At 62.5% G+C, this 21,411-nt stretch carries 22 protein-coding genes; 11 read left to right on the top strand and 11 right to left on the bottom strand.

Features of this window, described 5'->3' with window-relative positions; genetic code table 11:
- Positions 1–4 precede the first annotated feature (4 nt).
- On the bottom strand, positions 5–1,309 hold the full coding sequence (locus tag H281_RS0101540) for a lactonase family protein (RefSeq protein WP_027804203.1): 1,305 nt from the start codon (positions 1,307–1,309) through the stop codon (positions 5–7).
- Between the two features lie 275 nt (positions 1,310–1,584).
- Here H281_RS0101540 and H281_RS35805 point away from each other — a divergent pair, with 275 nt between their 5' ends.
- Entirely contained in the window at positions 1,585–1,737 is a 153-nt protein-coding gene (locus H281_RS35805; protein WP_007175701.1) for a DUF3096 domain-containing protein, read from the top strand.
- Between the two features lie 264 nt (positions 1,738–2,001).
- Here H281_RS35805 and H281_RS0101530 read toward each other — a convergent pair whose 3' ends face one another.
- Positions 2,002–2,247, bottom strand: coding sequence for a hypothetical protein (locus H281_RS0101530; RefSeq protein WP_006048362.1), 246 nt, complete (start codon positions 2,245–2,247; stop codon positions 2,002–2,004).
- A 237-nt stretch (positions 2,248–2,484) separates the two neighbouring features.
- On the opposite strand from H281_RS0101530, the gene H281_RS0101525 reads away from it, so the two are divergent.
- Together H281_RS0101525 and H281_RS0101520 are read left to right on the top strand one after the other, a co-directional pair.
- On the top strand, positions 2,485–4,365 hold the full coding sequence (locus tag H281_RS0101525) for a glycoside hydrolase family 15 protein (RefSeq protein ID WP_020065326.1): 1,881 nt from the start codon (positions 2,485–2,487) through the stop codon (positions 4,363–4,365).
- A gap of 180 nt (positions 4,366–4,545) precedes the next feature.
- Positions 4,546–5,823, top strand: coding sequence for a polyhydroxyalkanoate depolymerase (locus tag H281_RS0101520; protein WP_020065325.1), 1,278 nt, complete (start codon positions 4,546–4,548; stop codon positions 5,821–5,823).
- A gap of 208 nt (positions 5,824–6,031) precedes the next feature.
- On the opposite strand, the gene H281_RS0101515 is transcribed toward H281_RS0101520, so the two are convergent.
- A complete protein-coding gene (locus H281_RS0101515; RefSeq protein ID WP_020065324.1) occupies positions 6,032–6,664 on the bottom strand; it encodes a TetR/AcrR family transcriptional regulator in 633 nt (210 codons plus the stop codon).
- Positions 6,665–6,898: 234 nt separating this feature from the next.
- On the opposite strand from H281_RS0101515, the gene rsxB reads away from it, so the two are divergent.
- The 3 genes from rsxB (at position 6,899) to H281_RS0101500 (ending at position 9,123) form a co-directional block, all read left to right on the top strand.
- Positions 6,899–7,831: an electron transport complex subunit RsxB gene (gene rsxB, locus H281_RS0101510; RefSeq protein WP_020065323.1), complete on the top strand. Its 933-nt coding sequence runs from the start codon at positions 6,899–6,901 to the stop codon at positions 7,829–7,831.
- A 19-nt stretch (positions 7,832–7,850) separates the two neighbouring features.
- The gene (nth, locus tag H281_RS0101505) at positions 7,851–8,495 is read left to right on the top strand and encodes an endonuclease III (protein ID WP_020065322.1); all 645 of its coding nucleotides are present in this window, start codon (positions 7,851–7,853) and stop codon (positions 8,493–8,495) included.
- A gap of 193 nt (positions 8,496–8,688) precedes the next feature.
- Positions 8,689–9,123, top strand: coding sequence for a DUF1841 family protein (locus H281_RS0101500; RefSeq protein ID WP_020065321.1), 435 nt, complete (start codon positions 8,689–8,691; stop codon positions 9,121–9,123).
- A 174-nt stretch (positions 9,124–9,297) separates the two neighbouring features.
- Here the strand turns inward: H281_RS0101500 and H281_RS0101495 are convergent, their stop codons facing one another.
- Positions 9,298–9,681 (bottom strand): c-type cytochrome, encoded by a 384-nt coding sequence (locus H281_RS0101495; protein WP_020065320.1) that lies wholly within the window; start codon positions 9,679–9,681, stop codon positions 9,298–9,300.
- Between the two features lie 58 nt (positions 9,682–9,739).
- The gene (locus tag H281_RS0101490) at positions 9,740–10,108 is read right to left on the bottom strand and encodes a c-type cytochrome (protein WP_013338619.1); all 369 of its coding nucleotides are present in this window, start codon (positions 10,106–10,108) and stop codon (positions 9,740–9,742) included.
- 265 nt (positions 10,109–10,373) lie between these two features.
- Between H281_RS0101490 and H281_RS0101485 the strand changes: the two genes are divergently transcribed.
- The 5 genes from H281_RS0101485 to H281_RS0101460 all read left to right on the top strand — a co-directional run bounded on the left by H281_RS0101485 (position 10,374) and on the right by H281_RS0101460 (position 15,646).
- Positions 10,374–11,216 carry an AAA family ATPase gene (locus tag H281_RS0101485; RefSeq protein WP_020065319.1) on the top strand — a complete coding sequence of 281 codons (843 nt, stop codon included), beginning with the start codon at positions 10,374–10,376 and terminating at the stop codon, positions 11,214–11,216.
- Between the two features lie 36 nt (positions 11,217–11,252).
- A complete protein-coding gene (locus H281_RS0101480) occupies positions 11,253–12,428 on the top strand; it encodes a vWA domain-containing protein (protein ID WP_020065318.1) in 1,176 nt (391 codons plus the stop codon).
- A gap of 40 nt (positions 12,429–12,468) precedes the next feature.
- The gene (locus H281_RS0101475) at positions 12,469–13,689 is read left to right on the top strand and encodes a benzoate/H(+) symporter BenE family transporter (protein ID WP_020065317.1); all 1,221 of its coding nucleotides are present in this window, start codon (positions 12,469–12,471) and stop codon (positions 13,687–13,689) included.
- A gap of 293 nt (positions 13,690–13,982) precedes the next feature.
- Entirely contained in the window at positions 13,983–14,936 is a 954-nt protein-coding gene (gene tal / locus H281_RS0101465; protein WP_020065316.1) for a transaldolase, read from the top strand.
- Positions 14,937–15,229: 293 nt separating this feature from the next.
- The gene (locus tag H281_RS0101460) at positions 15,230–15,646 is read left to right on the top strand and encodes a VOC family protein (RefSeq protein ID WP_020065315.1); all 417 of its coding nucleotides are present in this window, start codon (positions 15,230–15,232) and stop codon (positions 15,644–15,646) included.
- A 55-nt stretch (positions 15,647–15,701) separates the two neighbouring features.
- Here the strand turns inward: H281_RS0101460 and H281_RS0101455 are convergent, their stop codons facing one another.
- The 6 genes from H281_RS0101455 to H281_RS0101430 all read right to left on the bottom strand — a co-directional run bounded on the left by H281_RS0101455 (position 15,702) and on the right by H281_RS0101430 (position 21,401).
- Positions 15,702–16,916, bottom strand: coding sequence for an FUSC family protein (locus H281_RS0101455; protein WP_027804201.1), 1,215 nt, complete (start codon positions 16,914–16,916; stop codon positions 15,702–15,704).
- Between the two features lie 160 nt (positions 16,917–17,076).
- Positions 17,077–18,627 (bottom strand): monocarboxylate uptake permease MctP, encoded by a 1,551-nt coding sequence (mctP, locus tag H281_RS0101450; protein ID WP_020065313.1) that lies wholly within the window; start codon positions 18,625–18,627, stop codon positions 17,077–17,079.
- Entirely contained in the window at positions 18,627–18,866 is a 240-nt protein-coding gene (locus tag H281_RS0101445) for a DUF3311 domain-containing protein (protein WP_020065312.1), read from the bottom strand. Before H281_RS0101445 ends, mctP begins: the two co-directional genes overlap by 1 nt.
- A gap of 443 nt (positions 18,867–19,309) precedes the next feature.
- Positions 19,310–20,221 (bottom strand): class I SAM-dependent methyltransferase, encoded by a 912-nt coding sequence (locus tag H281_RS0101440; protein ID WP_020065311.1) that lies wholly within the window; start codon positions 20,219–20,221, stop codon positions 19,310–19,312.
- The gene (locus tag H281_RS0101435) at positions 20,218–20,691 is read right to left on the bottom strand and encodes a DNA-deoxyinosine glycosylase (protein ID WP_020065310.1); all 474 of its coding nucleotides are present in this window, start codon (positions 20,689–20,691) and stop codon (positions 20,218–20,220) included. Before H281_RS0101435 ends, H281_RS0101440 begins: the two co-directional genes overlap by 4 nt.
- Positions 20,685–21,401, bottom strand: a complete 717-nt coding sequence (locus H281_RS0101430) for a chorismate--pyruvate lyase family protein (RefSeq protein WP_020065309.1) — start codon at positions 21,399–21,401, stop codon at positions 20,685–20,687. The genes H281_RS0101435 and H281_RS0101430 overlap by 7 nt, the downstream gene beginning before the upstream one ends.
- Positions 21,402–21,411 lie beyond the last annotated feature (10 nt).

Here is a 21,411-nt window from a genome sequence, read left to right as displayed (position 1 = left end):
TCCCTCACGACGGCGACACGAGCTTGAAGTCAACCGGCGAGCCGATCTCGATACGCTTCGGGTTCGCTTCGAGCAAGCCGCTCTGCGGGTCGCGCCTGAACACGTAGACCGTGTCGCTGTTCTGATTGCCGACGATCAGCCATTTGCCCGTGGGGTCGATCGCGAACTCGCGCGGCGACTTTCCGAGACTCGATTGATGACCGATCTTTTTCAGATGTCCGTTCGTCGGATCGACGGAGAAGATCACGATCTCGTTCGCGTCGCCGCGATTGGTCGCGTACAGGAAGCGCCCGTCCGGCGACAGATGGATCGCCGCCGCCCCGACCGCGCCCTTGAAGCCAGGCTCCGTTAGCGAGACTGTCTGGACCTGCGTGAGCTTGCCGTCGTCGTAATTGAAGATGCTGACGGTGGCGGCGAGCTCGCTCGTCAGGTACGCATGCTTGCCGTCGACGCCGAACACCAGATGCCGGGGGCCCGTCCCCGGCTTTTCCTGCGTATAGCGCCAGTCGGTCGGACCGAACAGGCCGCGGCTGCCGTCGGGCGTGTAGCGGTACGAATAGAGCTTGTCGGCGCCGAGATCCTGCGCGAACAGATAACGTCCGTCCGGCGAAAAGACAGTGGAGTGCACGTGCGAGTTGTCCTGGCGTCCTTTCACCGGGCCGCCGCCTTCATGATGCACGGTCAGCACCGACGCGCCGAGCTGGCCGTCCGCCTGCACCGGAAACACCGCGAAGCTGCCGCCCGGGTCGGCCGCAACCGAATAGTTCGCGGTCAGCAGATATTTGCCATCCGGTGAGAGACTCAGGTAGCACGGATCGTTGCCGTCGGCGGAAACCTTGTTGAGGAAGCTCAACTGGCCGCTCGCGGCGTCGAAGCGAAATGCGCTGATGCCGCCGCGCTGACTGGCCGGTCCGTTGTCGCCAGGCAGTTCGTTGACGGCATAGACGAACCGGCGGTCGCGGCTCACTACCAGATACGACGGGTTGACCGTCTGCGCGACCGAGACGCGCGTCGCGTCGCCGGTCTTCGTGTCGAAGCGATAGACATACAAGCCTTCGCTCTTGCCGCCGGTATAGGTGCCGACCAGCATGTCATAGACGCCGTCGGCGGGAGCGGGGCCGGCGTCCTGGGCGAACGCGGGCGAAGCGACAATCGAGACCATGAGCGCGAAACCTTTTATGATCGAGCCGGCGGAGTGCATGGGAGACCATGTGCGCGCGCGCCGTGAAGGGGAGCCCGCATCGGCATACGAAGAAGGCTGAGTAACACCTGAGGCGGCGCGCACTGCGGCCCGGTGACGACGAAGCATATAACCTCCTCTAAATCGTTTATTTGCATGAACTGGTTGTAATGGCGTCTCTGGTCTGCCGCGCGACGGTCGAGCGTTGCTTACGTCGAGCAAGTATAAAAGTGTTGCAACGGATGATGCAGCGAAGCAGGCCGCGAATCTGTCGGCAGGTAGTCAGTCGCGTAGCGGACTGTTTTAGAACTCGGATGCTGCAACGCCGGCCGCTGCATGGGTAGCAATTGTCCCGCCTGAACGGGATCTTTTTTAATCGCGTATCACCACACTACGGAGTATTCATGAACGTCACACTCAGCCTGGGCCCGCTGGTTTCGTTGATCGCCGGCATACTGATTCTCGTGATGCCGCGGCTGTTGAACTATATCGTCGCGCTCTATCTGATCATCATCGGGATCATTGGGATTTTTGGCGTGGGGTCTTCGCACTTCTGAGCGCGGCAGCCGGGCGCAAGACGGCCCGGCATATTTCGATGCGAGGTGGATGGGCGGTCGGTATGCGAGCGTTGCCGACACTGCCGCCCGGCGACAGTGCTCAACGTGCACGAACTGCACGAACGCATGCGAGCACGCACAAGTGCGCACGGCCGGACAAGACCGTGCGGTCACTGCCGCATGGCAAGAATAGACGTCAGGCGTTCACGCAAGGCAAGGCCGGGCGCCGCCCGGTGTCAATGCCGTTCGCGGAAAACGCCGGCGTCAGCCGTTCGAAAGCTGTTCCAGACGCCAACGCCCCTGCAGCGACAGCGCGCCGACGGCATAATGGCCGTCACCTTCCTGATAACGCCGGAAGCAGGCTCGTTCGATCAGAAAGCTCGCGGCGGTCTGCATGCCGTTGCGGCTCAGACCAAGGCGGCTGTGATCGAGAGGCAACATTGAATCGTCCGCAAGCTGGCTCGCGGCGGAGAGAATCGTGATGCAGTCGGATTTTGACGGATTCAGCATGGCTTTCGTCCTCGAAACGGCGTGTGCATGCGCGATGGGCAAGCCGGTTCGCAAAACAGTGAAGATTTCCGCGCCGGCCAGATTACTGATTGTAGGCATAGGCTCGAAATTTACCAACTCGCGTTTTGCCGCATTGCCGACCAAGCCGAAAAACCGCCAGCGAGTCCGGAAAGAACAACGAACAGGTGGGGCCCGTTGCGCCGCACCTGCTACTCAAACGCACTGATACGCAAGCTCATGCCCGCACCCATCGAAGACTATGCGCTCATCGGCGACGGCCACACCGCCGCGCTCATTTCCCGCGAAGGTTCCGTCGACTGGCTTTGCTGGCCGCGATTCGACTCTGGAGCATGTTTCGCCGCGCTGCTCGGCACGCCGGACAACGGCCGATGGCTGATTTGTCCCGATACCGACGCGCCCGTGAAAATCACCCGCCGGTATCGGGGCGAAACGCTGATACTCGAAACCGACTTTGAAACGCCCGAAGGCGCGGTGACGCTCGTGGATTTCATGCCGCCGGGCAACGGCTGGTCGGAGATGGTGCGTATCGTCGTCGGCAAACGAGGCACCGTGCGCATGAAGATGGAACTCGTGCTGCGCTTCGACTACGGCTTCTCGATTCCGTGGGTCCAACGCCTGAAAAACGAAAGCGGCATCCGCGCGATCGTCGGCCCGGATAACGCGGTGCTGCGCACGCCCGTGGAACTCGTCGGCGAGAACATGAAAACGGTGGCCGAATTCACCGTCAAGGAAGGTGAACGTGTGCCCTTCTCGCTCGCCTACGCGGCTTCGCACTTGCGGCTGCCGCCGGCACGCGATCCGCACACGGCGCTCGCACGCACCGAGAACCATTGGCTCGAATGGTCGGCGCGCGGCAGCATCCAGGGAAGATGGGCCGAGCCGATCCGCCGCTCGCTGATCACGCTGCGGGCGCTCGCCTACGAGCCGACTGGCGGAATCGTCGCCGCGCCCACCACGTCGCTGCCCGAACAGCTGGGCGGCACGCGCAACTGGGACTACCGCTACTGCTGGCTGCGCGACGCGACCATTACGCTGCTCGCGCTGATGCGCGGCGGCTATTACGACGAGGCGCGTGCATGGCGCAGCTGGCTCGGCCGCGTTACGGCCGGCGCGCCCGACCAGTTGCAGATCATGTATGGGCTCGCCGGCGAGCGGCGCCTGCCCGAGTTCGAGATCGACTGGCTGCCCGGCTATCAGGGCGCGAAGCCCGTGCGGATCGGCAATAACGCGGTGGGGCAGCTTCAGTTGGACGTGTACGGCGAGGTGATGAACGCGCTGCATCTGGCGCGCGTCGGCGGCTTGCAGGCAGACGACACCGCGTGGAACGTGCAATGCGCGCTGCTGCGCCACCTGACGACGATCTGGCAGCAACCCGACGAGGGCATCTGGGAGACGCGCGGCGGGCGCCAGCATTTCACTTTCTCGAAGGTCATGGCGTGGGTTGCGTTCGACCGCGCGCTTGCATCGGCGGAAATGTTCAAGCTCGAAGGCCCGCTCGACGAATGGCGCGCCACCCGCGCGCAGATTCACGCGGAAGTCTGCGAAAAGGCGTGGAATCCGTCGCGCAATGCGTTCGTGCAGGCGTACGGCAGCGACCAGCTGGACGCGAGCGTGCTGCTCATGCCACTCGTGAGCTTCCTGCCGCCGAACGATCCACGAATAAAAGGTACGGTGGAGGCCATCGAACGCGACCTGATGCACGACGGTTTCGTGATGCGCTACCGCACGACCGAATTCGACGACGGCCTTCCGCCGGGGGAAGGCACGTTTCTGGCTTGCTCGTTCTGGATGGTGGACAACCTGGCGCTCCAAGGCCGGCTTGACGAAGCGATCGCCATGTACGAACGGCTGCTCGGACTATGCAACGACGTCGGGCTGCTCGCCGAGGAATACGATCCGGCAGCGAAACGCCTGGTTGGCAACTTCCCGCAGGCGTTCTCACACGTGTCGCTCGTCAATACCGGCCTGAACCTGATGAAACACGAACAGGCGATGGCGCGGGCCACGGGTCAGCCGTCTCATAACGGCATGCACCAGGCGGAACTTGAGGCTGCTGCAAGCCCGGATAGCGGCACAGCAACATCGCCAGTAGCATGATTCAATGACACTTTCACGGATTAACGCGACCAGATTGCTGCATTGCACAACACCACTTGTTTCTATATCATCGAACCGTCTGTCGGCCCAAAAATAGTGTGCCAACAACCAAAATGGCCTGCCGCAACGCCACACGCGTGTTTGCGAAGCCCCATGCGAACCGCTTAAAACGGAGCACCCATGCTCTACCAATTGCACGAATTCCAGCGGGCTATGCTGAGCCCGCTTACCGCCTGGGCTCAGGCCGCGTCAAAATCGTTCGCGAATCCTGCCAGCCCGCTGGCCTACGTGCCCGGTGCCACGCGCCTTTCCGCCGGCTACGAACTGCTCTACCGGCTTGGTAAAGATTACGAGAAGCCGGAGTTCAATCTGCATCAGATCGTCAAAGACGGTCACAACATCCCGATCATCGAGCAAACGATCATCGAGAAGCCGTTCTGCCGTCTGATGCGCTTCAAGCGTTTCGCGGACGACAGCGACGCCGTGACCCAGCTCAAGGACGAACCGGTCGTGCTGGTCTGCGCGCCGTTATCGGGCCACCATGCCACGCTGCTGCGTGACACAGTGCGCACGTTGTTGCAGGACCACAAGGTCTATCTGACCGACTGGATCGACGCGCGCATGGTGCCGCTCGAAGACGGCGAGTTTCATCTCGACGATTACGTCGCCTACATTCAGGAATTCATCCGCCACATCGGCGCGAAGAATCTGCATGTGATCTCGGTGTGCCAGCCGACCGTGCCGGTGCTCGCCGCCATTTCGTTGCTGGCGAGCCGCGGCGAAGACACGCCGCGCACCATGACCATGATGGGCGGGCCTATCGACGCGCGTAAGAGCCCGACCTCGGTCAACTCGCTCGCCACGCAACACTCCTACGAGTGGTTCGAAAACAACGTGATCTTCACGGTGCCGCCGAACTATCCGGGCGTGGGCCGCAAGGTGTACCCGGGCTTCCTGCAACACACGGGCTTTGTCGCGATGAACCCGGAACGTCATGCGGCTTCGCATTGGGACTTCTACCAGAGCCTCCTGCGTGGCGACGAAGACGACGCGGAAGCGCATCGCCGCTTCTACGACGAGTACAACGCCGTGCTCGACATGGACGCCGATTACTACCTGGACACGATCCGCGTGGTGTTTCAGGAGTTCTGTCTGGCCGAAGGCACCTGGGACGTGGCCGGCGAACGCGTGCGTCCGCAGGACATCACGAAAACCGCGCTCTTCACGATTGAAGGCGAACTGGACGACATTTCCGGCGACGGTCAGACCTATGCCGCTCATGGGTTGTGCACCGGCATTCCGGAGAACAACAAGCGTCACTTCACGGCGGAAAAGTGCGGGCACTACGGTATCTTTTCGGGCCGCCGCTGGCGCACGATCATTTATCCGCAGTTGCGCGACTTCATCCTCGAGCACAACAAGGCGCCGAAGGTCGTGAAGGAAAAAGCTGAAGTGTGACGCGTGTCATGCGGACTTCGAGCAAGCGTCATGCAGGCTTTTTCGGCCAATCATGAAGTCACACGAAGTCCTCGCGAAACAGATAAGAACGGCCTCCTGATTAGGAGGCCGTTTTTTTTGGCACGTCTCAAACGGCCCGTTCAAAAGCAAGCAAAGTTGACAAGCGTCTTAGCGCATCTCAACTTTGCAGACCAAGACCGAGGCCGTCCTACTTTCGCAACAGATAAGCGAGCAATAGTTCGGTGTTCATCTGAATCACCTCACTGCGTTCGCTCGCACTGCTGAAATCGCGACCAAGCGTGGCTTCGAGCGTGAAGCGATTGGACACGATGTAATAGCCCATGCCCGACAGCGTGACGTAGAAGCGCAGCGGATCCACGTTCGTGCGAAAGAGCCCTGCGCGTTGACCACGCTCGAGAATGCTGCCAAGCGTGGCGACGATCGGCGAAATCATTTCGCGGATGCGCGTGGACTTCTGCATATAACGCGCCTCGTGCAAATTTTCATTATTGACGAGGCGCAGCAGTTCAGGATGGTCGCGGTAGTAATCCCAAACAAAATGCGCGAGACGCGTAACTGCCTCGACCGGCGCAATGCCGTTCAGTTCGAGCGTGCGTTCCGCTTCGTTGAGCGCGCTGAACGCGTGCTCGAGTACTGCAGTGAAGAGCTGCTCCTTGCTACCGAAGTAGTAGTAGAGCATGCGTTCATTCGTCTCCGCTCGGCGGGCGATCTGATCGACGCGCGCGCCGAATAGCCCACCATTTGCAAACTCTTCGGCTGCCGCAAGCAGAATGCGGCGCCGGGTGCCTTCAGGATCTCTTTTGATTTTCGGCTGATTCATGGTGGCATGGTCTTCGTGAGCCGCGTTTTCCAGATCGTGCCGCCGGCCTCTCCTCGGGCCTTGCATAGACGGCACTGAACGGGCTGGTTGGGGGAAACCCTTCTGCGGTCTTTCGAAAAAGGCGCTTCGATTATGGCACATGGATTGCCGATGGCAATTGGGGAAATCGGCGATAATGTGCTATTTAGTTCAAGCTGTGCGGCCGCCCCGCCGAGCCCCGCTTGGCCCCACATCGTGACCGTGACACAGATCAAAACACTCGCAGATCGCATTGAAGATCTGCTTCCCCAGACGCAATGCACCAAGTGCGGTTATCCGGCGTGCCGTCCGTACGCCGAGGCCGTCGCATGCGGCGAAGCCAATTACAACCAGTGCCCGCCGGGTGGTCAAGAAGGCGTCGCGCGCCTCGCCGCCTTGCTCGGCAAACCGGTGATTCCGCTCAATTCCGCCAATGGCGTCGAACGCCCACGCCCTCTGGCGGTTATCGACGAACAGGTGTGCATCGGTTGCACTTTGTGCATGCAAGCGTGCCCCGTCGACGCAATAGTTGGGGCACCGAAACACATGCACACGGTAGTCGCCGAGTTGTGCACGGGCTGCGACCTGTGCGTACCGCCCTGCCCGGTCGATTGCATTTCGATGCCGCCTGTCACCGGCGACGCGACCGGCTGGGACGCATGGAGCCAGCCGCTCGCCGACGCCGCTCGCGAGCGGCATAACCGGCGCGAAGCGCGTCTTGCACGCGAGCGCGAAGCTGCCGAAGCACGTGTTGCGGCGCGGCGAAGCAGCGCAGCCGCTAGCGGGGCTACCACTGCGGCTGCCACTGCACCGGCTGGCAACGTGTCGACGCCCTCCGTATCGCCTGCAAGCACTGCTGAGAATGCGGACGCTGAAGCGAAGAAACGCGCGATTATCCAGGCCGCGCTCGAACGCGCGCGCAAGAAGAAGGAGGAGCTGGCCGCCAAAGGCCACGTCCCTTTGAACACCGAGCAGGTGAGCGCCGACGTGCAGGCGCAGATCGACGCGGCCGAAGCGCGCCGCCGCCGTCTCGGACTTACCGGCACAGGCACCGACCAACGTACCGATAAACGTATCGATAAACCCGCCGACGATACCGCCGGCAACCCGCCGCCGTCGACGCCGGCCGGCACGCGCAATCCGCGCTAACAGCATCCGCCCGCTGAGCATGAACGCGAACAAACGCCGCGCCATCTACGAAACGCTTCAGAGCATCAATCCGCATCCTACGACCGAACTGGAGTACACCACACCGTTCGAACTGCTGATTGCCGTGCTGCTTTCGGCGCAGGCGACTGACGTCTCGGTCAACAAGGCCATGCGCAAGATGTTCCCTGTGGCCAACACGCCGCAGAAAGTGTTGGAACTCGGAGAAGAAGGCGTCGCCGACTACATCAAGACGATCGGGTTGTACAGGAACAAGGCCAAGAACGTGATCGCGACTTGCCGCATCCTGCTCGATCAATACGGCGGCGAAGTGCCGGAGGACCGCGAGGCGCTGGAAAGTCTGCCGGGCGTCGGGCGCAAGACGGCTAACGTGATTCTGAACACGGCGTTCGGCCATCCGACTATCGCCGTCGACACACACATCTTTCGGGTTGCGAATCGAACCGGGCTGGCTCCCGGCAAAGACGTGCGCGCGGTTGAAACAGCGCTCGAAAAATTCACGCCCGCCGAGTTCAAGAAGGACGCGCATCATTGGCTGATCCTGCACGGCCGTTATGTGTGCAAGGCGCGTCGGCCGGAGTGCTGGCACTGCGCGATCGAGCCGCTTTGCGAATTCCGGCCAAAGACGCCGCCGCCCGATCTTTGAGCTGGCGCGTCCCCAGCAAGCCGCGGCACCGGCGCGTAAAATGCCGCGTTATATATAGTGCGGCGCCGGCCTGAGTTATACGCGGCGGCACCGGCCAGCGTGAGCGGCTCCGCAAGGCGCGTTCTCACAGCAACGCCTCACCGCACGCAGCCGTTGCGTCCTCTCACTTTCCACTCGATAAACCGGTCCCACGATGTTCAATCCAAGCCGCGACGAAGTCCGTCAATTTTTCACCGAGACCTGGCGCAAGCAGCGTCAGGGCGAGATTCTGACGCCGCTCGAAGCGATTGCCGCCGACTGGATCACTGAGCATCCGGAGTATCACGCGGAACTGACCGATACGGAGGCGGCCCAGGCCCAGGACTACTCGCCGGAGCGCGGACAGACCAATCCGTTCCTGCATCTGTCGATGCACCTGGCCATCACCGAACAACTGTCGATCGACCAGCCGCCAGGCATCCGCGCCGCGCATGAGCGTCTTGCCGCCCGTCTTGGGTCGACGCACGACGCGCAGCACGCGATCATGGAATGCCTCGGCGAAACCATTTGGGAAGCGCAGCGCACAGGCTTGCCGCCCGATACGGACGCGTATCTGCAGCGCATCGAACGGCGCGCGACGCGCGACTAGCGGCAAGCGTGCGCGGATCGCAACGCGAATAGGAGCATCGAAGGGAACGCGCAAAAGAGCGCGCGGGCCGCGAACTCAACCACGCACGCAAACTCCGGCATCAAAAAGCACGACACCCCGTCGAAGCGGGGTGTCGTTGAAGTTGCCAGGCAGCGCCGAGGTGGCGCGGCGAGCTTACTTCTTCTGCACGAGATCGCCGTTCAGCGATTCGATGTAAGCCGCGATGTCTTTCATGTCAGATTGCGACAGGCTCTGCACCTGCGCCTGCATGATCGCGTTATTGCGACCCATGTGCGGGTTGCCGTTACCCATCTGATACTGACGCAGCGCCCAGTAGACGTAATCGGAATGCTGACCCGCGAGCTTCGGATATTCCGGGCTTACGGGCTTGTTCAGGTTCGGGCCGTGACATGCCGCGCAGTTGTGGCTCTCGGACAGCACCTTGCCGTTGCCGGCGTCGGCCGCATGGGCGACGCTCGTTGCAACCAGACCGATTACTGCCGCCGACGCGCATGCAGCCTTGAACACCGTGTGGAGTGCCTGTTGGGGCTTATTCATGAATTCTCCTATCCCGCGAATTTAATAGCCGTGTGACTGGTTGGATAACCGCAGCCGGTCACTTGTCGGGATTGCTCTTCGATGAGGAATTTTGCGCCGCGTAGTAAGCAGCGATGTCGGCGATGTCCTGATCCGATAGCGACGCGGTGATCGCGTGCATCGTTTCGAAGTGGCGATCGCCCTTCTTGTAGCCGCGCAGGGCGTTTTCGAGGTACGCCTGATTCTGGCCGCCGAGCATGGGCACGCGGTAGACCTCAGGATAAGCCGTGCGATATTCAGGGATGCCGTGGCAGCCAATACACATCGCGACCTTGCCTTGGCCCGCTTTCGCGTTGCCGACGACATCCGCTGCCTGCGCACTGGCCGCATAGCCCGCGAGCACCGACAGCGCTGCGATCACGACGTGTTTGCCGACGAATTTATTCATAGCATGTAACCTGGCTTGAGGGGAAACGGGCGCCCAAAAAGGCAACGGCCCGCGCCGTTATTCTTATAGGGAGCCACGCAGGCCAAAAAAATCGGGCTAATTGTACCGCGACGCCGCGCCGAACGTCCACCGCGCGGGGCGCGCCGGCCGGCGGGCCTGCATTGCGGCCGGGCCGCACCGCGGCTGAAACCATACGCGAGCCCGTTTCAGGCCAACAGGGCTTCTGACTTATACTGGGTTTTTTCCGCCCAAAGAGCATCTCGCCATGCGTTTCGAAGGCTCATCGCAGTACGTCGCCACCGACGACCTCAAGCTCGCGGTCAACGCCGCGATGACGCTCAAGCGCCCGCTGCTGATCAAGGGCGAGCCCGGCACCGGCAAGACCATGCTGGCCGAAGAAGTCGCCGCCGCGCTCGGCATGCCGCTGCTGCAGTGGCATATCAAGTCCACCACCAAGGCCCAGCAAGGCCTCTACGAATACGACGCGGTGTCGCGCCTGCGCGATTCGCAACTCGGCGACGAGCGGGTGAAGGACATCCGCAACTACATCGTCAAGGGCGTGCTGTGGCAGGCGTTCGAGTCGGACGAACAAACGGTGCTGCTGATCGACGAGATCGACAAGGCCGACATCGAATTTCCGAACGACCTCTTGCGCGAGCTCGACCGCATGGAGTTCTACGTGTACGAGACGCACGAGTTGATCCGCGCGAAACAGCGTCCGCTCGTGATCATCACGTCGAACAATGAGAAGGAGCTGCCCGACGCGTTTCTGCGCCGCTGCTTTTTCCATTACATCAAGTTTCCCGACCCGGCCACGATGCAGCAGATCGTGGAGGTGCATTATCCTGGCATCAAGAAGGAGCTGCTGGCCGCGGCCATGCAAAGCTTTTTCGAGCTGCGCAACGTGGCCGGGCTGAAGAAAAAGCCGTCCACGTCCGAACTGCTCGACTGGCTCAAGCTGCTGCTCGCCGAAGACATCCCACCCGAAGCGCTGCGCTCGTCGGATCAGAAGCAGATCATCCCGCCGCTGCACGGCGCGCTTCTGAAGAACGAACAGGACGTAAGCCTGTTCGAGCGGCTCATTTTCATGAACCGCAATAATCGTTGAATTTCTAGTGAGTGCCCGCGCCGCGGAGAACCCAGCATGCTGATCGACTTCTTCTACTCGCTGCGCGCCGCGAAACTGCCCGTGTCGGTGAAGGAATACCTGACGCTGCTCGAGGCGCTCAAAGCCAACGTGATCGCGCCGTCGCTCGACGAGTTCTATTACCTCGCGCGCATGACGCTCGTGAAGGACGAACAGTACTTCGACAAGTTCGACCAGGCGTTCGGCGCGTATTTCAACGGCGTTGCGCAGACCTCGGAACTTGCCTTCGACGTCCCGCTCGACTGGCTGAAGAAAAAGCTGCAACGCGATCTGTCGCCGGAAGAAAAGGCGCAAATCGAGGCGATGGGCGGCATCGACAAACTGATGGAACGCCTGAAGCAGCTGTTCGACGAACAGAAAGAGCGCCACGAAGGCGGCAGCAAGTGGATCGGCACGGGCGGCACGTCGCCGTTCGGCAATGGCGGCTACAACCCGGAAGGCGTGCGCATCGGTGGCGACGCGGCGGGCAATCGCACTGCCGTGAAAGTCTGGGAAGCGCGCGCCTATCGCGACTACGACGACCAGGTCGAAATCGGCACGCGCAACATCAAGGTGGCGTTACGCCGCTTGCGCCGCTTCGCGCGCGAAGGCGCGGCCGAAGAACTCGATCTGCCCGACACGATCCGCAGCACGGCCGCGAACGCCGGCTGGCTCGATCTCAAGATGGTGCCCGAGCGGCACAACAAGGTGAAAGTGCTGATGCTGCTCGATGTCGGCGGCTCCATGGACGATCACATCAAGCGCACCGAAGAACTGTTCTCCGCCGCGAAGGCCGAGTTCAAGCACCTCGAGTTCTACTACTTCCACAACTGCGTGTACGACTTCCTGTGGAAGAACAATCGTCGCCGTCACACCGAGCGCATGCCGACGTGGGACGTGCTGCACAAATTCACGCCCGATTACAAGCTGATCTTCGTCGGCGACGCAACCATGAGCCCCTACGAAGTGCTGCAGCCGGGCGGCTCCGTCGAATACAACAACGCCGAAGCCGGCGCCGTGTGGCTGCGACGCCTCGCCGACCACTTCCCGCATTACGCGTGGCTCAATCCGGAACCTGAAGGCCTGTGGGCGTACCGCCAGTCCGTCAGCGCGATCCGCGAAGTGCTCGGCCAGCGGATGTATCCGCTCACGCTCGCCGGGCTCGAGTCCGCCATGCGGATGCTGAGCAAATAGAACCGACCGCTCCACCCTCCAACGACAAGAAAGTTTTTGCATGAGTCGCTCGTCATCGCCTGATCTCGCGCCTGCCGGCATTCCGCCCGGGCGCTTCAACCCATTGGCCGACACTTCGCTGTCGGCGATCGTCGCGGGCTTCGTCGCGATGATGACGGGCTACACCAGTTCGCTCGTGCTCATGTTCCAGGCGGGTCAGGCCGCACATCTGACGAATGCACAGATTTCGTCATGGATCTGGGCGTTGTCGATCGGCATGGCCCTCTGCACGATCGGACTGTCGTTGCGTTTTCGCGCCCCGATTGTGATTGCATGGTCGACGCCCGGCGCGGCGCTTCTGGTGTCGTCGCTGCCGCATGTGCCTTACGGGCAGGCGATCGGCGCGTTTATCGTCTGCGCGCTGCTGCTGACCATTGTCGGACTGACGGGCTGGTTCGACACGCTCATGAAGAAGATTCCCGCTGGCATCGCGGCCGCACTGCTGGCGGGCATCCTGTTCGAGATCGGCATCGAGATTTTTCGCGCCGCGCAGTTCCAGACGGCGCTCGTTCTGACGATGTTTCTGACCTACCTGGTCGTCAAACGCCTCGCGCCGCGTTACGCGATTCCAATGACGTTGATTGCCGGCACGATTGCTGCGGGTGCCCTCGGCCTGCTCGACTTCAGTCACTTCCAGGTGGCGCTCGCGCATCCCGTCTTTACGATGCCGGCGTTTTCTCTTGCCGCGAGCATCAGCATCGGGATTCCGCTTTTCGTCGTCGCCATGGCGTCACAGAACGTGCCCGGCATCGCGGTGCTGCGCGCGGACGGCTATACCACGCCGTCGGCGCCGCTGATTTCCGCGACGGGAATCGCGTCGCTGCTGCTCGCGCCGTTCGGCTCGCACGGCGTCAACCTTGCCGCGATCACGGCGGCGATCTGTACCGGCCCCGAAGCGCACGAAAACCACGGCAAGCGTTACATGGCCGCGGTGTGGTGCGGTATCTTCTATCTGATCGCCGGCGTTTTCGGCGCGACCATCGCGGCATTGTTCGCGGCGTTTCCGCGCGAACTCGTCGTGTCGGTCGCGGCGCTGGCGCTGTTCGGCTCGATCATGAGCGGACTCACCAACGCAATGCAGGACGTGAGGCAGCGCGAAGCGGCACTCGTGACCTTCATGGTGACGGCGTCGGGGCTGACGTTGCTCTCTATCGGATCGGCCTTCTGGGGGCTGGTGGCGGGCGTGCTCACCCAGGTCGTCCTGAATGCGCGGCGCGCATGAGTACGTGCGATGGCCCGCGCGTTGCGGGTGTTCCTGCATGCGGCGCATAGCGGCACCTTAGCTCGCCCGCAACAGCGGTGAATGCCAGTGAAATAGCTGTGAACGGATCGCCGCTACCAACTGTCAACACTACATCCGACGATCCGCCATAAAATAGAAGCATCCGGCAGCGTTTCCCGGCAACATCGGGCGAATGCTGCAGCGTGACTCGCGGCCGCCGGGCCCGGTCTTTCATTCCGGCGGCGACCTCGTTCTCCTGAACCACGGCGCATGCGCCCTCTGAAGGCACGAATATGACAACCGCACTCGAGCAACTCAAGCAATACACCACGGTCGTGGCCGATACCGGTGACTTCCAGCAACTCGCGCAGTACAAGCCGCAGGACGCGACCACCAATCCGTCGCTGATTCTGAAGGCCGTCCAGAAAGACGACTACCGGCCGCTGCTCGAAAAAACGGTGAAAGATCATGCGTCGAAGCCGATGGGCGCGATCATCGACCAGTTGCTGATCGCTTTCGGCACCGAAATCCTGAAAATCATCCCCGGGCGCGTGTCGACCGAAGTGGATGCGCGCCTGTCGTTCGACGTGCAAGGTTCGATCGCCAAGGGCCGCGAAATCATTGCGCTCTACAAGGACCACGGCATCGACCGCGAACGCGTGCTGGTCAAACTGGCTTCCACCTGGGAAGGCGTGCGCGCGGCCGAAGTGCTGCAGAAAGAAGGCATCAACTGCAACATGACGCTGCTGTTCTCGCTCGCCCAGGCCGCCGCCTGTGCTGACGCCGGGGCGAAGCTGATCTCGCCGTTCGTCGGCCGCATTTACGACTGGTACAAGAAAAACGCCGGCAGTGCGTGGGACGAAGCGAAGGACGGCGGCGCGAACGACCCGGGCGTGCAGTCCGTGCGACGCATTTACGCGTACTACAAGAAATTCGGCTACAAGACCGAGGTCATGGGCGCGAGCTTCCGAACCACGGGCCAGATTCTGGAACTGGCGGGCTGCGATTTGCTGACCATCAGCCCGGATCTGCTGCAAAAGCTGCACGAAAGCACCGAGAAGGTCGAGCGCAAGCTCTCGCCGGACAGCGCGAAAGACGCCAACATTGAACGCGTGCCGGTCGATGAAGCGTCGTTCCGCTTCCTCGTCAACGACGAGGCCATGGCAACCGAAAAGCTCGCCGAAGGCATCCGCGCGTTTGCGGCCGACGCAGTGAAGCTGGAAAAACTGATCGAAGCGCTGCGTTAAGCGCCTGCGTCAGTCGCGGCGGTCGTCTACGTCGGCAAGACTCGGCGACCCAAGCAGGCGATCACAACTCGCGGCCCCGAAGCTCATGGTTCGGGGCCGCGTTCCGTTTACCGGGATCCGGCTATCCGCTCATCCGCTGACGGCGGCCTTCGGCCGTTTCCGGCGAGCCGTCTTTTCCTCACGACACAAAGTCACAAACGCCCGAAAACCGTTGCCTAAAATGGTCTGCACGCCTGCTGCTTTGGCCGCCATACGGCGCGAAGGCGTTCATATCCACATTTCGGGAGACGATGATGGAAGTTCAACCCTACGTTTTTTTCAACGGACGCTGCGAAGAAGCGCTCGATTATTATCGCCAGCACCTCGGTGCCGAAGTCACGTTCATGATGCGCTTCAAGGACGCCCCGCCCGACTCGCAGAACCAGCCGCGGGCCGGCGTCGAAGACAAGATCATGCACGCGAACGTTCAGATGGGCTCGACACAGTGGATGGCGTCCGACGGCAATTGCGACCAGGACGCGAAGCCCATGAGCGGCTTCAGCCTGTCGCTGACGGCGGACGACACGGCATCGGCGCAAAAATACTTCAACGCGCTCGCCGACGGCGGTCAGATCGTGATGCCATGGGGCGAGACCTTCTGGAGCAAAGGCTTCGGCATGACGGTGGACCGCTTCGGCCTGATGTGGATGGTGACGCTGCCGCAAGAGTGATCGGCCCGAGCCCTTGTCAGAAACCGTGACCGGACTTCACCGGCATCTTTTCTAACTAAGCCTTCTGCAGAACCCGCGAGCGCCGCTCGATGTTCCAGTTCACCTCTGTCTCAAGTAACGCTGCGCGCAGGCGGTCCACCTGTTCCGCGAGCCGCTGCCCGAGCCAATACGGCCCTTGCAGGTCGGGCGGGAGTTTAGACGCGACGTCTCCCGCGGTTCGCACGAGCGGCGACGCGGCCGGATTGCCGGCCACCGGATTGCCGGCCACCGGATCGCCGGCCGCCGGAGTGCAGTCCACCGGCCCGCCGCCCGCCGGATCGCCGGCCGCCGGAATCCTAAAATGCGTCGCGCGGCCAAAGCGCAGGCCGCGCGCGATCGCCAGCAGCATGGCGCGCACCGCCCGCACCTCCGCGCCGCACTGTTCGGCATACGCGGTACGCGCGGCGGCGCCGGCCTGCATCAATGGACCGGTGGCAAGCAGTTCGAGCGAACTCAGCACCGAGCGATGCAGCCGCTGAATCTCCTCGAGCTTCGCCTGCGGCACGTCGATCTCCTTTGCCACCGAAGGCATCAGCGAACGCAATTGCACGAGCCGCCGGTTGATCGCGAGAAACCGCTTCACCTGCTCTTCCTCGCCAATCGTCTCGCCCTCCAGCAAACGCGTATAGATTTGCGCGCACTCGCGCAGATTGGCCGCAATACCGTAGCGCCATGAATAAGTGGCGTGCAGCGGCAGCGCGAATGAAAAAGCCAGCGCAATCACAATGCCGATCAGCACGTTCAGCGTGCGCCACAGTCCGACGTCGATCAGATTGTCGCCATGCCCCGCGACGATGCACATCGTGATGGCCGTCAACAGCCCGATATAGCCGGACGAGCCGATTGCGAACCACGCGCAGATCGCGGCGAAGATCGACATCAAAACATAGGTGAGCGGCAGCGAGCCAAGCAGATTCTGCTGCACGATCAGCAGCAGCCCGATCGACGCCCCGAGCAAGGTGCCCGCGGCCCGCTCCGCCGCTTTCTTGCGGATATTGCCGTGGTGCTGCAAACCGCCGATCACCACGAGCAGCGTCACCGACGACCAGATGCCGTGCGGAATGTCGATACCGGTTGTCGCGAGAATCGAGAACAGCATTGCCAGTCCTACGCGCAGGCTGTGCAGGACCTTCGCGTGTCGATAGCGGTAATACGGCGACGTGATCGCGCGAACCATCCGGCTCACCGCCGAACGGCGCGGAATCACGGTGCGGGAATCGGCAGGAGCCATGGCGGAGTTAACGACGCTTGTGAGAGACGGTCCCGCTATCGTGCCCTGGAGTGCGCCGCAAACACAAACGCCCGCAGACTTTCATCTGCGGGCGTTGCGTTTGAGTTGCACCGTTTCGCTTGCTAGCCGGTATGCCCGGCCGCCAACAAGCTTGCGACGCTTAGCTTTCGACCACGTCCAGATAGTCTTCCGGACGCGTGCGGTCTTCGGCGCGCTGCATGCCGAACGCGCGCACCAGCAGGCTCACCACCACCGCCACAACCAGGTTCACGATCAGCGACCAGACAGCCGCGTAGCCCGGAATCGCCATGCCGAACAGGTGGATCGTAAAGATCGAACCGGCGAGCTTCAGCGAAACGGCCATCCACGTGCCGGTCGCGATGCCCACTGCCCAGCCGAGCAGCAAGCCGCGATAGTCGAGCACTCGCGTGTACAGACCGAGCACGATCGCGGGCAGCGTCTGGATGATCCAGATGCCGCCGAGCAATTGCAACTGGATCGCATACGTGAGCGGCAGGCCGAGAATGAACGCCACTGCGCCGACCTTCACGATCAGCGACACCAGCTTCGCGACGTTGGTCTCCTGTTCGTGCGTCATGTTGCGATTCACGAACTCCTTGTGGATGTTCCGCGTGTACAGGTTCGCTGCCGCAATCGACATGATCGCCGCCGGCACCAGCGCGCCGATGCCGATCGCCGCGAACGCCACGCCGACGAACCACGACGGGAAGAAGTGCAGGAACAGCGCCGGCACCGCGAAGTTCGGACCGAACGCCTTGAAGTACGGGGCGAATTCCGGCATGTCCTTCACGCCCGAGGCAAGCGCCATGAAACCGAGCAGCGCGAGCAGACCGAGCACCAGCGAGTAAGCCGGCAGCATCGCCATATTGCGGCGGATCGTATTGCCCGATTTCGACGACAACACCGCCGTGATCGAGTGCGGGTACAGGAACAGCGCGAGGGCCGAACCCACCGCGAGCGTCGCATACGCGCTATAGCCGTTCAGACTCGACACGTCCGGCGCCTTGAGCAGCAGCTTGGCCGGCGGCACCGTTGCGAAGATGTGGCCGAAGCCTCCCAGTTGCGGCGGAATCACAATGATCGCAGCGAAGATCGTGATGTAGATCAGGACGTCCTTGACCACGGCGATCATGGCCGGCGCGCGCAAGCCCGACGTGTACGTGTAGGCAGCCAGGATCGCGAACGCGATGATGAGCGGCAGATCGCCGACGAAGCCCTTCGTGTCGAAGCCGAGCGCGCCGATCACCACTTCGATCCCGACCAGTTGCAACGCGATGTACGGCATGGTCGCGACGATACCCGTCACCGCGATTGCGAGAGCGAGCATACGGCTGCCGTAGCGTGCCGATACGAAGTCCGCCGACGTCACGTAGCCCTGACGTTTCGCGATACTCCACAGTTTCGGGAAGACGACGAACGCGAACGGGTAGATCAGAATGGTGTACGGCAGCGCGAAGAAACCGGTTGCGCCCGCACCGAATACCAGCGCCGGCACCGCGATGAAGGTGTACGCGGTGTAGAGGTCGCCGCCCAGCAGAAACCAGGTGACGATGGTGCCGAAGCGCCGGCCGCCGAGACCCCACTCTTCCAGATGAGCAAGATCGCCGCGCCGCCAGTGCGCCGCGATAAAACCGAGAATGGTGACGCCGATAAAAAATAGAACGAAGACGAAAGTCGCGATGGCGTTCATTATTGTGCGTCCCCCTGAGGACGGCCCGACGAGCGCGCCTTGGTCTTCATATAGACGAGCGCCGTAATGACTGCGCTGATCAGCACCCAGAGGAGCTGATACCAGTAGAAAAACGGAAAGTCGAACAGTACCGGTTCGACCTTGTTGTACGACGGCACCCAGACCATGGCGATCCAGGGCAACAGCAACAGCCAGAGCCAGTGCTTGCTGGCTTTATTCGCGTCGGCGTCGTGAGCCATGACGTCTCCTCTTCCCTATTATTGAAATGTTGGCCCGTGTTCGACGGGTGCTGGACCGCCACGCGGAAAACCGCCTCGCGGCAGCAAGCCCGCGGAGGATCGCCCCGCGTGGGACACGAGTGCCCCGAAAGCCTCGAAAGAGTATAGGAGCCGCGAACGTGCGGTCAAGCAGGGAGGACCCGAGGCATTGACACTGCCGCAAGAGCCGACAGGACGGTGTTTCAGCGGATGTCGGGCGGGAGAAGTGCCTTGGCGAGAACCTGGTCAGGACCCACGCGCAGCGCGGATCTTGAGGCCTCGGCGCGTTCGCGTGTGGAGCAGAAAACAGCGGATTTTCGGCGCAATGCCGGATAGATAGCAGATCTGAATTCCGTCGCGCGGATGCGACGCTCGTCAGGGTGAGGCCGGTCCGTTATGGCCCGGCCCCTTGCGGCGCTATGCGATCAGATGACGAACGACGCGCCCGTCTGTCCGGTCGACTCCTGCAGACCCTTGATCCATTTGCGGGCGGGCAAGCCGAGTTCCGCTTCGATCAGCTTCGCGCGTGTTTGCAGCGCCGTGAACGGCACGTCGAGCGCGGGGCCGGAAAACGCAATCGCGATGCGGTTGCCGTCGTGCACTTCCGGCAGCGCGACGACGCGACCGTCGAACGCTTCGTTCAGACGCTTCATGTTGCGCACGAAGCTCGGGTGATCGCCGAACAGATTGACCGTTGCGACGCCCGCATCGCTCAGACACGCGCGAGCCGCACGGTAGAAGCCGACGCTGTCGAGCACCGGGCCGCGCGCCGTTGCATCGTAAATGTCGATCTGCAATGCGCCGATCGTGCCGTGGTTCGCGCGGTCGTTGACGAAGTCCCACGCGTCCGTCTCATGCACGGTGAGGCGTGCGTCGTCCGGCGGCAACTCGAACATTGCGCGAGCGGCGATGACCACTGCCGGGTTTACTTCGACCGCCTCGACTTTGGCGCGCTTCAGGAAGCGATGTGCGAACTTGGTGAGCGCAGCCGCGCCGAGGCCGAGCTGGACGATGCGCCTAGGCGTTTCGATGAACAGCAGCCACGCCATCATTTGCTGAGCGTATTCGAGTTCGATGTGGTCCGGCTTGCGCAGACGCATCGCGCCTTGCACCCATTCCGTGCCGAAATGCAGATAACGCACGCCGCCTTCTTCTGAAAACGTGACGGGCGCAAAACGCGGCTTGCGCGGCGTTTCGATTTGCGGCGCGTCGTGCAGATCGTCGTCGTGCGATGACTTTTTCTTGTTGCGCGCCACCTCGCGTTTGCCCGCACCGTCGGCATTGCGGTTGCGGAATGCACGCGCTTCAGCCGAAGCGCGCTTGATGAGTTTCGTCATGTCAGGATGTCGCGCCACAGGCGCAATTTTTGATCGAACGAGAGCATAGCATTGGCCGGACTGGACGAAGGCAATACGAGGGTCGTGTAGCCCGCCTCGCCGATCACCGGCGCGAAGCGGCCCGCCGTCTTGCCGTTGAAACAGACCTTGCGCAGCTTCGGCGCGTGTTCGCGCAGCGACGCAAAGTCGTTCGGCTGCGCGTTGCGAATGGCCGCATCGAGACTGCCCTCGCGATGGCACGCGGCGAGCACGTCCCACACACCGATCCCGTGAGAAAGCACCCGCCGCAGCCGCTCTTCGTAGGCGAGTTCTGCGAGCGGGTCGTCGAGCACGGCGCCGAGCAGACGCCAGAACTGGTTGCGCGGATGCGCGTAGTACTGGGTCGCGGCGAGCGACGCCTCGCCGGGAAAGCTGCCGAGAATCAGCGTATGTGTGTCGGCGGCGACAACCGGAGGAAAGCCGATCAGCATTGTCTGCTCCGTTCGCTGGCCGCATGCGACACGGGATGCGCGCGCGATGCCGTGTGCTCGATCGGCCGGCCATGTTCGCGCATGCGCGGGTGACCCGCGGGCGTGGAGTCGACGGAGGGAGCGAGTGAGCGGCGAGAGCCGCCTACATTCGCTAATGACGCGAGATGCGTCCACAGGGCCGGCAGGAAACATTCGGTGACCATCAGCGGCTCGCCATGCCGCTCGAACACCGAGCGGCGCGCCGACAGTGCGTGCGGCGGCATCCCGCCGACTTCACGCGCCGCCAGCCGGTACAGCGGATGCCGCGCGGTCACGCGGCGGCTGACCAGCGCTGAGCGCGCGACGCTGCTATCGCTATACAGCAGTTCGGCAAGCGGCCGCGTGCGCAGGCGTCGCGTGGCTTGCCATACGCCGACGCTCGCGGTCAGAGGCGCAACACTGTGCGCGGCGACGAAGGGCACGGCATCGACCGACAAGACGACCTCGCGCACCCACACTGGCGCGCGCGCGGGCAGACCCAACGCGGCATGCTCGTCGGCCCAGGCCAACGCCACGCCTTCACGTGTGACACGCACCGCGACTGCGCCGAGCGCGCGCAGATGCGCGGTCAGCGAACCGCCACGGGTCAACCAGTCTTTCTGCGCGGCGCCGAGGCCAGGTGAGGGAGCGACGCGCCAGTGCGCGTCGGCAGCATCGAAACGGATAGGCATGGGTTCGGAT

The organism is Paraburkholderia caledonica, assembly GCF_000383275.1.
Taxonomy (GTDB): Bacteria; Pseudomonadota; Gammaproteobacteria; order Burkholderiales; family Burkholderiaceae; genus Paraburkholderia; species Paraburkholderia caledonica.
Note: the sequence above shows the minus strand (reverse complement) of the source record. Positions and strands in the feature narration are given on the sequence as shown.